Raw genomic sequence first — 13284 nt, forward strand, 5'->3', positions numbered from 1 at the left:
CATCCTGCGTATCTGAAATTTCTGAGAAGCGCGTTACTCCGCCCCGCTATCGCGTGAATAACACAAAGGGTTTTATAGCCTGTACGCAACGGCCGGGCGGCCCGCTTTCCCGGCACGCTTTTTTAATTTTCATGCCGCGCGGCGGTTATGGTAATTTAACACTAAACAGGCTATTAATTTTATCCATGACGCGACCCAAATCATCTTCTGCTCCCGCCAGAGAACGAGGCAGACCCAGAGCCTTCGATACGGAAAAAGCCCTTGATGACGCCATGATCGTGTTCCGGCAAAAAGGTTTTCACGCCTCGTCGGTCACCGATCTCAGCGAAGCGATGGGTCTTACCGCAGGCAGCATCTACAAGGCGTTCAAAGACAAGCGCACACTGTTTTTGCGCGTGTTTGAGCGCTATATCTCGATACGCAACAGCGATCTGCGCGGCCGTCTTGAGCACTGTGCTGACGGCAGAGCGCGCATCGCGGAACTGTTGCAGTTTTATCTCGACTCTGCCGAAGAGATTGAAGGACGTCGCGGCTGTCTGGTCGTCGGCAGCACCGTTGAGCTACAAAACCTTGACCAGGATCTTTCAGAACTGGTGCGGCAGGCGGTGCTTCGCAACCGTAATTTTCTTGTCTCGCTGGTGCAACAGGGCCAGCAAGACGGGTCTGTTTCCGCGCGGCTGGATGCTGAAACCGCAGCCGGCGTGCTGTTATGCGTTGCCTTCGGCATGCGTGTGCTGGGTAAAGTTCAGGATGTGACTAATGGCGCGGAAACGATTAATATGCTTCTCGGTATCCTGGACCAGGGTGCTTGCCCTATTAGGAAATAACTGTTTCCTAATACCTCCTGCACAGGTCGCTTTACCTGAAGCGACAGGTTCCTCTGTGCTCTTTCAGGTCGAACAGTCATAAAAAAGTGCGTTTACACATGACTTGTATTTTGTCTTTAGCCCGTTTCAGGAGGCACATTGAAGCACGATGACGCTGCTGATAGCGATGAAATTTACGCGCTGCTTGGCCGGGTAGTCGCGCAAATTTTGCAGCCTGGCGAGGCGCTTCCTTTGCAGGAAATTATCGGCGCGCTGTATCGAACAGGTCAGCGGTCCGGCGACCCAGCGATACAGGCAGCGTGCGAACGCGCCATGCGTTTGCTGGCCAGCAAATTACACTGATCTCTTTCGCGGCGGCAATGGTTCAGTTCAGCGTGGCGCTAATCCATTCGGTAAGCCTCGCCGGTGTGCGGTAAATTAATTTTATTTCATGCTTTTTTTAGTACCGGATCAGCCGCGTGCGCCCCCGCCTGTTTGCGGGAAGAATTTTTATAACCTGTTGTTATTATTTGCGTTGCCGCAAAGAGCAAAAACCAGACAAATGCGGGCAGTTAATCCTGTACAAGCATAAAAAAATTGTATAACTTTAACGCTGACTTCACTGACCATATTTTAATCACGCTGATACTTAAGGGTTGCTTATGCGCCAGACCGACACCACCTCAACAACAGCCAGTGATATTGCCCATTACTTTAGCCAGGCCACGCTTCCTACCGAGCAAGAGACCTTAGGCCAGATTGTGGTGGAGATCCTGCGCGCGGGAAACCCGCTCAGCAGAAAAACGTTATGCGCGAAACTGCTCGCCCGCCTGGAGATGGCGACTTGCCCAGAAGAGCAACAGCATTACCAGAAATTAATCGGCCTGCTATTTGGGCGCTAAAATTAATTGTATGTCGGCCATTGCTTTCAGCGTGTTACCGCAGCATGATTCACCACAGAGCCGGTAAGACAGAGTCACTGCCGCAGGCCGTCCTGTTCCCGCGGCTGGCTTCCACCCAGGCTGCCCGGCCAGCAGGCAAATACTGTTTTTAGAGATGCGGGTATGCACAGAAGTAAACTTGAAAAACTTACGGACTATGTGACGGGCGAAGCCGTTGCCTGGCTGCTTAAGCAAAATGCGCCGGTATCAGGCGCATCGCTGGCGAATCGTCTCAGCGCCATGGCGGCGAAGGAAACCAACCGCGATCGCCAGCAGGCTCTCGCGCTGGCGCTGGCGGAAGTCCGCACAGAGCTTCCTTCCGCCCGTGCCGTCGCTGAGCCGCCCCGGCGCAGCGGTAGCGAGTCGGTATCAGCCGGGGCGAAAAAGCACTGAGCGCGCGCCACCGCTGAGGGACAGCTTATCTGACGATCGGCAGATCGGAAAAACGGGTGGTATAAGCGGGCGACAACATCTCGCGCTTCATCGCCCAGGGCTTATCAATCCCCTGCCCGGCAAACCAGAGCGTTCCCCTGCCATCCTGATTAATACGGTCAACCACCTGCATCAGGGCCTCGCTGTTAGCGCGCGGTCCGCACGGATCGAAGAGCTGTAGCTGCGCCACGCCCTGGCTAAAAAAATCGCCCAGCATGACGCCTGCTTTCATATAACGATAGCCGTCCAGCCAGATACGATCTAACGCCTCTGTCGCTACACGAACAATATCGCGGGTATCACTGGACGGCGTCAGCAGTTGACCCGACGCCTGGTTGCCATAGTAGGTCTCGTTCGCGGCGTGCGGACTGGTTTTCACAAACACGCCGATTTGGCGACAGAACTGCTTTTCCTGGCGCAGCTTTTCAGCCGCACGCTCGGCGTACTGGCAGACCGCCTGCCTTACCTGCTGGTAATCGGTGATGCGCGTGCTAAACGAGCGTGAGCAGACGATCTGCTGCTTTGCTGACGCCACCTCTTCAAGCGCCAGGCAGGACTCGCCGCGCAGTTCGCGCACCGTGCGCTCCAGCACAACGTTAAAGTGTTTGCGTATCACCCAGGTTGAGCTTTCGGCCAGCTGTAGCGCGTTTTCAATGCCCATCTGGCGCAGCTTTTTGCTGATGCGCCCGCCGACGCCCCACACCTCTTCTACCGGCGCCAGCGCCATCAGCTTACGCTGTCGTTCAGGAGACGACAGATCGACGACCCCTTTTGTCGCGCGATATTTTTTCGCCGCGTAGTTGGCCAGCTTAGCCAGCGTTTTCGTCGGGCCAATGCCGACGCCTACCCTGAGGTGAGTCTCTCGCCATACGCGATCCTGAACGGCATAGCCAAATGCCTCAAGCGGCTGACAGAAACTCACGCCGCTCAGGTTAAGAAACGCTTCATCGATGCTGTAGATCTCAACCGCAGGCGACATCGCCTCCAGCGTCGTGATGACCCGGTCGCTCATATCGGCATAGAGCGTATAGTTGGAACTGAATACCTGAACTCTGTGTCTGCGCACTATCTCTTTCAGCTTAAAGAAGGGCGCGCCCATGCTGATGCCGAGCATTTTGGCTTCGTCACTGCGGGCAATCACGCAACCGTCGTTGTTAGACAGCACGACAATAGGCACGCCCTTTAGATCGGGACGAAAAACTCTTTCGCAGCTGGCATAGAAACTGTTTACATCCACTAGCGCATACATATCAGTGCGTCGATTTAATGACGTAGGTCACCACGCCGAAGACTTCCAGCGCTTCGGGCGTGTTAATGGGTATCGGGCTGTGTTTGCTGTTGGCGGGCACCAGTAAAACAGAGGGGTGTAGACGGAGTTGTTTAATCGTAAATTCGCCGTCAAGGGCCGCCACGATAATATCGCCATGTTTCGCCCGCAGAGAGCAGTCAACCACAATCATATCCCCTTCGCAGATCCCTGCTTCAATCATGGAGTCGCCGCTGACCCTGAGAAAGTAGGTCGCGCTGGGATGCTGCACCATTAAATCGTTGAGATCGATTCGCTTCTCAATATAGTCCTGAGCCGGTGAGGGAAATCCACAGGGCACGCGCTCGGCGTAAAGCGGTAAAGGCAACAGATCGCGGACTTCCGCAGGGCGATATAACTTCATGAGAGAGACTCCTTTTATCCTGTACTGTATATAAATACAGTAATATCAAACTCATGATTTAATCAAGGCGCAGCGCGGAGGAAAATGTTGAAACTACTGACGCTGAAGGAATTATTTTTTGTAAGCGTGCGGCGTCAAAGACGGATTTGAGCAAAATATCGACTTAATTCAAACTGATATGGTGATAATCTCGCCACATAAAAGGGAGCTGACACAAGACCTTTCCCTTTGTTTTTCGCGCCGTTCCGACGCCTTTATCGCCTGTTACTGGTCTTGCCGGCCCGCATCAGGAAACGCAGCTTTTTCTTCAGGCGTCGTAACCCTTTTTACGCTAAAGGCGCATTTTTTATCGTTCAGTCACCTTAACCGGCGCGGTTGATTGTCGGTATGCGTTAATCCCGTTACACCTCGCCTGTTTTAACAAAGATAAATTTTTTTTACGTCTTCAAGGTAAATATTCAGGAAAAGATAAGGAAATAGACTTTAATAAAAAAGGAGTACAGGGTGAAAATTAGAGGTCTAACAATACGAGAGTCAGGTAATTATTTATTTTAAATAGCTGGCGCCGTGTTTTTACTATGTTATGATGAAAATGAATTCTGAGCCAAAGCCTCCACCAGAGATATTGCTCTACGAGTCTTTCTTTTCTCTATATGACTTCCCCTGCTATGCGGGGGCATTTTTTATTTCCCTGTTCTGCACGCCGATTTTCCGCTCAAATATCAGACTTACCTTTCCGCGCCGATAAAGGATGGCTGTGCGACGATGTCATTTTTCCCGGCCGCGTCTGGTTTACAGATAATTCTGAGCACGCCTTTACCGTCATAAAAAGGTAATAAATTCAGGCTGTCCTGTTACATAGACTGCTAATGGTTCGACCTCTAATTTTATTTTTCCGCCGTTGGCAGGAAAAATTCCGCAGGCCTGGCTATTTTTAACTGGCTCAATAATGAAATCCATATCTGTTATTGAGCGGCTGTTACTCCAACCCCTTGCCCCCTTTTGGGGGCTTTTTTTATCGCCCTTGACGGTTTTTTCCGCAAAGGCGATCAGGGTTACTCATGCCGCCCTGCTGGAGCAGAAAACAGAGCGCAAGCCTGTGAGCCATTCCGCAGCGGTCGCGGCAGCGGCGCTTGCAAACACGCGCCCGGCAATGCTACTCATGCGGCAGCTGCGCTTCTTCGCGCTGGCGCGCACTGTGGAGGCGTTTACGCCCCGCATTTATTTTAGGTAGCCAGGCTGAAAACTGGTCAACGAGTCGATGAGCCTCTGCTTCATTATCGGCATAACAGATAAATATCCGGCTTTTTGCATTACTGTTTTCGTCAATAGCGTAAATTTCAAAATCCGCCCCATATTTGCTGTATATAATGGACGTAAAAAATATCTTTTCCCAGTACTCAATCCTGGTTTGAAACTGCTTATAATTCACTTGATTCACCTGATTATCATTACCGCATCTACCTAAAACCCGGTCGCGCCCGCGCATTATAATTGATACAAAGTGGCAAACCAGTGATTAAAAGAGTCATTCGCGTGGGCCTGACGCCCTTTCCCGCCAATACATTTGATTTAAATCAAATAAGCATCGATTTACACGCGACCCGACAGCTAAGCAGCCGCTTATGCTGCATTAAAGGAACTTTTTAAGTGAAAAAAATAACAGTAATAAGGTAAAAAAGAGGCGGTTATATCATTTTTTAATTACGGCTTCGCTTTATTTTTCGCGCGTAATACCGCTCCGCTATTATCAAATTCGTTATCTGTTTCTGCCGCCGCCTGATCCCTTAATGGTGAATGCAACCGGCAAAAGCGCGCGCGCTGTCGGGTATAAGCATAAGCCGCTGGCTTAGGGGTTATCCGGTTCATCAGTGTGCGCAGGCGGCAACAGCCTGTCGCTAATAATTTTATACGACATACGTTTAAACCAGGCGGAGGTTACCGGAACAGAGACCTGAGGTCGGTACCAGCCAAACTGTGATAAATAGTACCAGACCTGCGGCGGATCGTTTCCCGCCTGAACCCAATAGAAACCATCTTGCATACGCGGCTCGATCAGCTAACGCTGTGTGAAAGGCGACCATGAATGCCTGGAAATGGACCGCGATTTAACTGCCGCCCATGAGGGTTTCCCGGCATTCATGACACTGTACCCTGAGTGCTAAATAGTAGCATTTTTTATCAGCTGCGCAGGAAAATTAACAGCCAGATAACTATTTCCACTAACGCCTAAACAGATTTGATAAATTTTTATAACTAATAATCAATGAGTCTGATTTACAAAAACAGGAAAAAGCGGCACGAATAAACCGCTATTTTCTGACAAAAAAAACCTCGCCATAAAGCGAGGTTAGCGTTAAAGGCAGCGCGCGCGACAATTATTCTTCGCGCTGTAAAAGGCAGCGGTAAATAAGCCCACCCGCACAGCCGCCGGCAATCGGCGCCAGCCAGAAGAGCCAAAGCTGCTGTATGGCCCAGGTGCCCTGGAACAGCGCGACGGCCGTACTGCGCGCCGGGTTTACCGAGGTATTGGTCACCGGAATGCTGATAAGGTGGATCAGCGTCAGCGCCAGACCAATGGCAATGGGCGCGAAGCCTGCGGGCGCCTTTTTGTCCGTCGCGCCCATGATCACCAGCAGGAAGAATGCCGTCAGCAGCAGTTCAATAATAACCGCTGATTGCAGCGAATAACCGCCAGGGGAGTGCTCGCCGAAGCCATTGGCGGCAAAGCCGCTGGCGGTCACATCAAACCCGGCTTTACCGCTGGCAATAAGGTAGAGCGCAGCGCCTGCGGCAATGCCGCCGATAACCTGAGCGAGGATATAAGGCATAACGGCTCTGGCAGAAAAGCGCCCGCCCGCCCACAGGCCTAAGGTAACGGCCGGATTAAAGTGTCCGCCGGAGATATGCCCCACCGCATAGGCCATGGTTAAAACCGTCAGACCGAACGCGAAAGCCACGCCGGTAAAACCAATTCCCAATTGCGGATAAGCCGCAGCGAGGACCGCGCTTCCACAACCACCGAATACCAGCCAGAAAGTGCCGAAAAATTCAGCGGCAGTTTTTCTTAACATTTCTTCTTCCTTTAAATCTACTAAAGGTCAATGAGGTGCATAATATGCAAGTCTGTCGACGTTAATGGAATGGAGAGCAAGGTGAGGTAGTCTGGCGTATAACCGGTTTGCCTGCGTTACTGACCAGCGATGCCGTCATCTGACTCAACGGCATCGATATTACAGGCGCAAAAAAAAACCCTGAATCAACAGGGCGAGTTTTTAATACCAATAATAAGAATTACATTTTGATGACGTTGTTTGAGCCGGGTCGCTTAACAACATACCGGACCGATTGTAATTAATAATAAGCGGGCTTTTGTGATCTATATCATTTTAAAAAACAGAACAAAAAGGTTTAGCCCATAAAAATAGCATGTATGTTGCACTGTTATTAATTATGGCATTTTCATGTGAATATAAATTTCAGAACGTTTTCTTATTTTTATTATTTATGTAAAAAGAGCGTAACCGCGTCAGGCAAAGAGAGCATTTCTTTTTCTTCAGGGATAAAAAAACCGGCATCAGCCTGACGCTGATGCCGGTTGCGGCGATGTCAGCCTGTTACATATTTTCGATAATAGCGTCGCCAAACTCTGAACATTTCAGCAGTTTAGCGCCGTCCATCAGACGCTCGAAGTCATAAGTCACAGTTTTATTGGCGATTGCGCCTTCCATGCCTTTAACAATCAGGTCTGCCGCTTCGAACCACTGCATGTGGCGCAGCATCATTTCCGCAGAGAGAATAACGGAACCTGGGTTCACTTTATCCTGGCCAGCATATTTCGGCGCAGTACCGTGAGTCGCTTCAAACAGCGCGCATTCGTCGCCGATGTTAGCGCCCGGCGCGATACCGATGCCGCCAACCTGCGCAGCCAGGGCGTCAGAGATGTAGTCGCCGTTCAGGTTCATACAGGCGATAACGTCGTACTCTGCCGGACGCAGCAGGATCTGTTGCAGGAACGCATCGGCAATCACATCTTTAACAATGATCTCTTTACCGGTGTTCGGGTTCTTGATCTTCATCCAGGGACCGCCGTCCACCAGCTCAGCGCCAAACTCCTCTTTCGCCAGCTGGTAGCCCCAGTCTTTGAACGCGCCTTCGGTGAACTTCATGATGTTGCCTTTGTGCACCAGCGTCAGAGAGTCGCGGTCGTTGGTGATCGCATACTCAATCGCAGCGCGCACCAGACGTTTGGTCCCCTCTTCCGAACACGGCTTCACGCCGATGCCGCAGTCCTGCGGGAAGCGAATTTTCTTCACACCCATTTCGTCGCGCAGGAATTTGATCACTTTGTCAGCGTCGGCAGAACCGGCTTTCCACTCGATACCCGCGTAAATGTCTTCGGAGTTTTCACGGAAGATCACCATATCGGTATCTTCAGGACGTTTAACCGGGCTAGGAGTGCCTTTGTAGTAGCGCACCGGACGCAGGCAGACGTAAAGGTCCAGCTCCTGACGCAGCGCAACGTTCAGTGAACGAATACCGCCGCCAACCGGGGTAGTCAGCGGGCCTTTAATGGCAACGCGGTACTCTTTGATCAGGTCGAGGGTTTCCTGCGGCAGCCAGACATCCTGGCCGTAAAGTTCAACTGATTTTTCGCCGGTGTAAATCTCCATCCAGGAGATTTTGCGCTCACCGTTGTAGGCTTTCTTCACAGCGGCATCAACCACCTTCAGCATCACCGGAGAAACGTCAACGCCGATACCGTCACCTTCGATGTAAGGAATGATCGGGTTATTAGGTACGTTGAGCTTGCCCTGATCCAGGGTGATTTTTTGACCTTCCGCCGGAACAACTACTTTGCTTTCCATTAACCTCTCCTGGGCGTTTTGTTAATAAATTGTAAGATGTGACGTCATGATACTTGAATATTTACGCCGCGCCAATCGTCGCTGTTTCGCGTTATAATGCGCCGATTGTCACCGACTGCAAAGCTCATGCGAAAAAGTTCCCAGCAAATTCACCAGCATAAACGCCCTGACCGCGCGCAGCGCGGCGCTCAGCGTAATCCGCCGCGCCCCCGCGGGCCGCGGCGCGTCATATTATTTAACAAACCATTCGATGTTCTGCCACAGTTTAGCGATGAGGCCGGCCGCCAGACGCTAAAGGATTTTGTCCCGATCGGCGATGTGTACGCCGCAGGCCGTCTGGACCGCGACAGCGAAGGCCTGATGGTGCTGACCAACGACGGCGCGCTTCAGGCCGCGCTGACTCAGCCGGGTAAGCGTACCGGTAAAATCTACTATGTTCAGGTTGAGGGCGAACCGCAGGAGAGCGATCTTGCGGCGCTGCGTCATGGGGTTAATCTGAAAGATGGCCCTACGCTGCCGGCGGGCGTCGAAAAGGTCGCTGAACCCGCCTGGCTCTGGCCGCGCCAGCCGCCGATTCGCGAACGTAAGGCGATACCCACCAGCTGGCTAAAAATCACCCTTCACGAAGGCCGCAACCGCCAGGTGCGCCGCATGACGGCGCATATCGGCTACCCGACGCTGCGTTTGATCCGCTATGCCATGGGCGAGTACCGGCTGGATGGATTAGCGCCGGGCGAATGGCGCGAAATCGACGCGTCGGCCTGAAAATGTTCACTTTTTCGATAACGTCAGGTTAACCATTCGGGAGAATAGATGTTTAAACCTCATGTCACCGTGGCCTGTATCGTCCAGGCTGAAGGCGAACTGTTAGTGGTAGAAGAGCGCGTTAACGGTCGCGCCACCTGGAACCAGCCTGCTGGTCATCTTGAAGCAGACGAGACCCTGCTCGAAGCGGCACGCCGCGAGCTGCGCGAGGAGACCGGCATTGACTGCCCGCCCGACTATTTTCTCGGCGTACAGCAGTGGATCGCGCCGGATAACACGCCTTTTGTGCGTTTTCTGTTTGGCGTCGATCTGCCGGAAAAGCGTCCCACCGCGCCGCAGGACAGCGACATCGACTGCTGCTGGTGGTGTACGCCGCAGCAGATTATCGCGGCAGATAACCTGCGTTCGCCGCTGGTTGCCGAAAGCGTCAGGCTGTGGCGCCAGGGCGCGCGCTATCCGCTGCACCTGATTGCGCCGTTCCAGTGGCCGTTTCATGAGGGTGCGCGCCACGCCGACGCGTGATAGAATATGCCGCCTGTTTTTTTATCGTAATCAAGAGTGCGTCATGTCTGACAACAGCCAGAAAAAAGTGATCGTCGGTATGTCCGGCGGCGTCGATTCTTCCGTATCCGCCTGGCTACTGCAACAGCAGGGCTATCAGGTAGAAGGCCTGTTCATGAAGAACTGGGAGGAAGACGACGGCGAGGAGTATTGTACCGCCGCGGACGATCTGGCGGATGCGCAGGCAGTCTGCGACAAGCTCGGCATCAAACTGCACAAAATCAACTTTGCGGCAGAGTACTGGGATAACGTTTTTGAGCACTTCCTTGAGGAGTACAAAGCGGGCCGCACGCCCAATCCCGATATTCTCTGCAATAAAGAGATCAAATTTAAAGCCTTCCTGGAGTTTGCGGCGGAAGATCTCGGCGCGGACTATATCGCTACCGGCCACTACGTGCGACGCGCGGACGTCGACGGCAAAAGCCAGCTGCTGCGCGGTCTCGACGGCAACAAAGATCAGAGCTATTTCCTCTATACGCTGAGCCACGAGCAGATCGCCCAGAGCCTGTTCCCGGTCGGCGAGCTGGAGAAGCCCGAGGTGCGCCGCATCGCCGAAGAGCTGGATCTCATCACCGCGAAGAAAAAAGATTCTACCGGCATCTGCTTTATCGGCGAACGCAAATTCCGCGACTTCCTTGGCCGCTATCTGCCCGCGCAGCCGGGCGAGATCGAGACCGTTGACGGTCAGGTGGTCGGCGAGCATCAGGGGCTGATGTACCACACGCTGGGTCAGCGTAAAGGGCTGGGCATTGGCGGGCTGAAAGAGAGCAACGACGATCCCTGGTACGTGGTCGATAAAGATGTGGCGCGCAATCGTCTGATTGTGGCCCAGGGCGGCGACCATCCGCGTCTGATGTCGGTGGGCCTTATCGCCCAGCAGCTCCACTGGGTCGACCGTCAGCCGATCGCTGCCCCGCTGCGCTGCACGGTGAAAACCCGCTATCGCCAGACCGATATTCCCTGCGAAGTGATCCCGCACGGCGAGGATCGTATCGAAGTGCGTTTTGACGCGCCGGTTGCGGCGGTCACGCCGGGCCAGTCCGCCGTTTTCTACCTCGGCGATCGCTGCCTTGGCGGCGGTATTATTGAAGAGCGCCTGCCGCTGATTGCAGATTAAGTCGGCCCTGCTGACGCGTAGACAGGAGTAACCGTGGCTAAAAATTATTACGACATCACGCTGGCGCTGGCGGGTATCTGCCAGGCGGCGCATCTGGTCCAGCAGCTGGCGCATCAGGGCCAGTGCCAGCCGGAAGCCCTTGAGGTTTCGCTGCGTAGCGTGATCGATCTTAACCCCGCCTCTACGCTGGCGGTGTTCGGCAACGATGAATCCCATCTGCGCCTCGGACTGGAAACGCTGATGGCGGTGCTCAACAGCGGCAGCCGTCAGGGCGCAGGCGCGGAGCTGACGCGCTATACGCTGAGCATGATGGTGCTGGAGCGCAAGCTGAGCGCCAGTAAAACCGCGCTGGCGACGCTGGCGCAGCGCATTAGCCAGCTCGACCGTCAGCTGGCGCACTATGAGCCAGGCTCGGAAACTATTACCAGCGCCATGGCCGGCATCTATGTCGATGTGATCAGCCCGCTCGGCCCACGTATTCAGGTGACCGGCTCCCCCACCGTCTTACAGAATCCCGTGTTGCAGAGCCGGGTTCGCGCCGCGCTGCTGGCGGGCATTCGCGCCGCCGTGCTGTGGCAGCAGGTCGGCGGCGGCCGCTTTCAGCTGATGTTCTCGCGCCAGCGTCTGCTGCGCGAGGCGAAAACCATTTTATCCCGGCTCCCTCTGGCTTACTGAGCCGGAAAGCCATACTGTTAACGATTCAGGAGTTGCACTGATGGAATTATCCTCTCTGACCGCCGTTTCACCTGTCGATGGTCGTTACGGCGATAAAGTCAGCCCGCTACGCGCCATTTTCAGCGAATTCGGTTTGCTGAAATTCCGCGTTGAGGTTGAAGTACGCTGGTTACAAAAACTGGCGGCCACCGCAGAGATCAAGGAAGTTCCTGCATTTGATGGCGACGCAAACGCTTTCCTTGACGCGATTGTGGCAAATTTCAGCGAAGAAGACGCGACGCGCATCAAAACCATTGAACGCACCACTAATCATGATGTGAAAGCAGTGGAATACTTTCTGAAAGAGAAAGTGGAAAACGTCCCGGCGCTGCACGCCGTGTCTGAATTTATCCACTTCGCCTGTACCTCTGAAGATATTAATAACCTGTCTCATGCGCTGATGCTGGAAACCGCGCGTCGCGACGTGATCCTGCCCTACTGGCAGCAGCTTATTGATGCGGTAAAACGCCTGGCGCACGAATACCGCGACATTCCTCTGCTGTCGCGCACCCACGGCCAGCCGGCCACGCCCTCGACGATGGGCAAAGAGATGGCTAACGTCGCCTACCGCATGGAGCGCCAGCAGCGTCAGCTGAGCAAGATTGAGATTCTGGGCAAGATCAACGGCGCGGTAGGCAACTATAACGCCCATATCGCCGCCTACCCTGAGGTCGACTGGCACCAGCTGAGCGAGCAGTTCGTGACCTCGCTGGGCATTACCTGGAACCCCTACACCACCCAGATCGAGCCGCACGACTATATTGCCGAGCTGTTTGACTGTATGGCGCGCTTTAACACCATCCTGATCGACTTCGATCGCGACATCTGGGGTTACATCGCCCTGAACCATTTCAAACAAAAAACCATTGCAGGCGAAATCGGCTCTTCTACTATGCCGCACAAGGTTAACCCGATTGACTTCGAAAACTCCGAAGGCAACCTGGGCCTGGCGAACGCCGTCATGCAGCATCTGGCGAGCAAGCTGCCGGTATCACGCTGGCAGCGCGACCTCACCGACTCTACCGTGCTGCGCAACCTCGGCGTGGGCGTCGGTTATGCGCTGATCGCCTATCAGGCGACGCTGAAAGGCGTATCTAAGCTGGAAGTGAACCGCGACCGCCTGCTGGACGAGCTGGATCACAACTGGGAAGTGCTGGCCGAGCCGATTCAGACCGTGATGCGCCGCTACGGCATTGAAAAGCCTTACGAGAAGCTGAAAGAGCTGACGCGCGGCAAGCGCGTCGATGCGGCAGGCATGCAAACCTTTATCGACAGCCTGGCGCTGCCGGAAGAGGAAAAAACGCGCCTGAAACAGATGACGCCGGCTAACTATCTGGGCCGCGCGATTCAGATGGTTGACGATCTGAAATAAGGGGATTTCGCAGGCGGGTTCAGGCCCGTCTGCGTTAA

15 protein-coding genes are annotated in these 13284 nt (G+C 53.8%); 9 read left to right on the top strand and 6 right to left on the bottom strand.

Going from position 1 to position 13284, the window contains the following annotated elements; translation table 11 throughout:
- Nucleotides 1-185 precede the first annotated feature (185 nt).
- The 4 genes from BBB56_RS15900 (at nucleotide 186) to BBB56_RS15915 (ending at nucleotide 2140) form a co-directional block, all read left to right on the top strand.
- Nucleotides 186-827, top strand: coding sequence for a TetR/AcrR family transcriptional regulator (locus BBB56_RS15900; RefSeq protein ID WP_123801916.1), 642 nt, complete (start codon nucleotides 186-188; stop codon nucleotides 825-827).
- A 138-nt stretch (nucleotides 828-965) separates the two neighbouring features.
- A complete protein-coding gene (locus BBB56_RS15905) occupies nucleotides 966-1169 on the top strand; it encodes a hypothetical protein (protein WP_123801917.1) in 204 nt (67 codons plus the stop codon).
- 299 nt (nucleotides 1170-1468) lie between these two features.
- Entirely contained in the window at nucleotides 1469-1708 is a 240-nt protein-coding gene (gene ycgZ / locus BBB56_RS15910) for a regulatory protein YcgZ (RefSeq protein ID WP_123801918.1), read from the top strand.
- Between the two features lie 162 nt (nucleotides 1709-1870).
- Nucleotides 1871-2140 (top strand): hypothetical protein, encoded by a 270-nt coding sequence (locus BBB56_RS15915; protein WP_123801919.1) that lies wholly within the window; start codon nucleotides 1871-1873, stop codon nucleotides 2138-2140.
- A 25-nt stretch (nucleotides 2141-2165) separates the two neighbouring features.
- Here BBB56_RS15915 and umuC read toward each other — a convergent pair whose 3' ends face one another.
- The 6 genes from umuC to icd form a co-directional block, all read right to left on the bottom strand.
- The gene (umuC, locus tag BBB56_RS15920; protein WP_123801920.1) at nucleotides 2166-3428 is read right to left on the bottom strand and encodes a translesion error-prone DNA polymerase V subunit UmuC; all 1263 of its coding nucleotides are present in this window, start codon (nucleotides 3426-3428) and stop codon (nucleotides 2166-2168) included.
- 1 nt (nucleotide 3429) lies between these two features.
- Complete coding sequence (gene umuD / locus BBB56_RS15925; RefSeq protein ID WP_123801921.1) at nucleotides 3430-3849, bottom strand: translesion error-prone DNA polymerase V autoproteolytic subunit; 420 nt, start codon at nucleotides 3847-3849, stop codon at nucleotides 3430-3432.
- 822 nt (nucleotides 3850-4671) lie between these two features.
- Nucleotides 4672-4809, bottom strand: a complete 138-nt coding sequence (locus BBB56_RS23510; protein ID WP_158673941.1) for a hypothetical protein — start codon at nucleotides 4807-4809, stop codon at nucleotides 4672-4674.
- A gap of 196 nt (nucleotides 4810-5005) precedes the next feature.
- A complete protein-coding gene (locus BBB56_RS15930; RefSeq protein WP_233593044.1) occupies nucleotides 5006-5290 on the bottom strand; it encodes a hypothetical protein in 285 nt (94 codons plus the stop codon).
- 937 nt (nucleotides 5291-6227) lie between these two features.
- Complete coding sequence (aqpZ, locus tag BBB56_RS15935) at nucleotides 6228-6923, bottom strand: aquaporin Z (protein ID WP_123801922.1); 696 nt, start codon at nucleotides 6921-6923, stop codon at nucleotides 6228-6230.
- A 543-nt stretch (nucleotides 6924-7466) separates the two neighbouring features.
- The gene (icd, locus tag BBB56_RS15940; RefSeq protein ID WP_123801923.1) at nucleotides 7467-8717 is read right to left on the bottom strand and encodes an NADP-dependent isocitrate dehydrogenase; all 1251 of its coding nucleotides are present in this window, start codon (nucleotides 8715-8717) and stop codon (nucleotides 7467-7469) included.
- Between the two features lie 96 nt (nucleotides 8718-8813).
- Here icd and rluE point away from each other — a divergent pair, with 96 nt between their 5' ends.
- Genes rluE through purB form a run of 5 tightly spaced genes read left to right on the top strand, consistent with a single transcriptional unit; the run spans nucleotide 8814 to nucleotide 13246 of the window.
- Complete coding sequence (gene rluE, locus BBB56_RS15945; protein WP_123801924.1) at nucleotides 8814-9482, top strand: 23S rRNA pseudouridine(2457) synthase RluE; 669 nt, start codon at nucleotides 8814-8816, stop codon at nucleotides 9480-9482.
- A gap of 48 nt (nucleotides 9483-9530) precedes the next feature.
- Nucleotides 9531-10004 carry an NUDIX domain-containing protein gene (locus BBB56_RS15950; protein WP_123801925.1) on the top strand — a complete coding sequence of 158 codons (474 nt, stop codon included), beginning with the start codon at nucleotides 9531-9533 and terminating at the stop codon, nucleotides 10002-10004.
- Nucleotides 10005-10047: 43 nt separating this feature from the next.
- Nucleotides 10048-11160, top strand: coding sequence for a tRNA 2-thiouridine(34) synthase MnmA (gene mnmA, locus BBB56_RS15955; RefSeq protein ID WP_123801926.1), 1113 nt, complete (start codon nucleotides 10048-10050; stop codon nucleotides 11158-11160).
- A gap of 33 nt (nucleotides 11161-11193) precedes the next feature.
- The gene (gene hflD / locus BBB56_RS15960; protein WP_123801927.1) at nucleotides 11194-11835 is read left to right on the top strand and encodes a high frequency lysogenization protein HflD; all 642 of its coding nucleotides are present in this window, start codon (nucleotides 11194-11196) and stop codon (nucleotides 11833-11835) included.
- A gap of 40 nt (nucleotides 11836-11875) precedes the next feature.
- A complete protein-coding gene (purB, locus tag BBB56_RS15965; RefSeq protein WP_123801928.1) occupies nucleotides 11876-13246 on the top strand; it encodes an adenylosuccinate lyase in 1371 nt (456 codons plus the stop codon).
- The last annotated feature ends 38 nt before the right edge of the window (nucleotides 13247-13284 follow it).

It is taken from the genome of Candidatus Pantoea deserta (genome assembly GCF_003813865.1).
Classification (GTDB): domain Bacteria; phylum Pseudomonadota; class Gammaproteobacteria; order Enterobacterales; family Enterobacteriaceae; genus Pantoea; species Pantoea deserta.

Bases quoted from the DNA above. Each gene is read 5' to 3' on its own strand.
- umuD (WP_123801921.1), bottom strand. From the start codon at position 3,849: ATGAAGTTATATCGCCCTGCGGAAGTCCGCGATCTGTTGCCTTTACCG.
- BBB56_RS15900 (WP_123801916.1), top strand. From the start codon at position 186: ATGACGCGACCCAAATCATCTTCTGCTCCCGCCAGAGAACGAGGCAGA.
- aqpZ (WP_123801922.1), bottom strand. From the start codon at position 6,923: ATGTTAAGAAAAACTGCCGCTGAATTTTTCGGCACTTTCTGGCTGGTA.
- BBB56_RS23510 (WP_158673941.1), bottom strand. From the start codon at position 4,809: ATGGATTTCATTATTGAGCCAGTTAAAAATAGCCAGGCCTGCGGAATT.
- purB (WP_123801928.1), top strand. From the start codon at position 11,876: ATGGAATTATCCTCTCTGACCGCCGTTTCACCTGTCGATGGTCGTTAC.
- umuC (WP_123801920.1), bottom strand. From the start codon at position 3,428: ATGTATGCGCTAGTGGATGTAAACAGTTTCTATGCCAGCTGCGAAAGA.
- rluE (WP_123801924.1), top strand. From the start codon at position 8,814: ATGCGCCGATTGTCACCGACTGCAAAGCTCATGCGAAAAAGTTCCCAG.
- BBB56_RS15950 (WP_123801925.1), top strand. From the start codon at position 9,531: ATGTTTAAACCTCATGTCACCGTGGCCTGTATCGTCCAGGCTGAAGGC.
- icd (WP_123801923.1), bottom strand. From the start codon at position 8,717: ATGGAAAGCAAAGTAGTTGTTCCGGCGGAAGGTCAAAAAATCACCCTG.
- BBB56_RS15915 (WP_123801919.1), top strand. From the start codon at position 1,871: ATGCACAGAAGTAAACTTGAAAAACTTACGGACTATGTGACGGGCGAA.
- ycgZ (WP_123801918.1), top strand. From the start codon at position 1,469: ATGCGCCAGACCGACACCACCTCAACAACAGCCAGTGATATTGCCCAT.
- mnmA (WP_123801926.1), top strand. From the start codon at position 10,048: ATGTCTGACAACAGCCAGAAAAAAGTGATCGTCGGTATGTCCGGCGGC.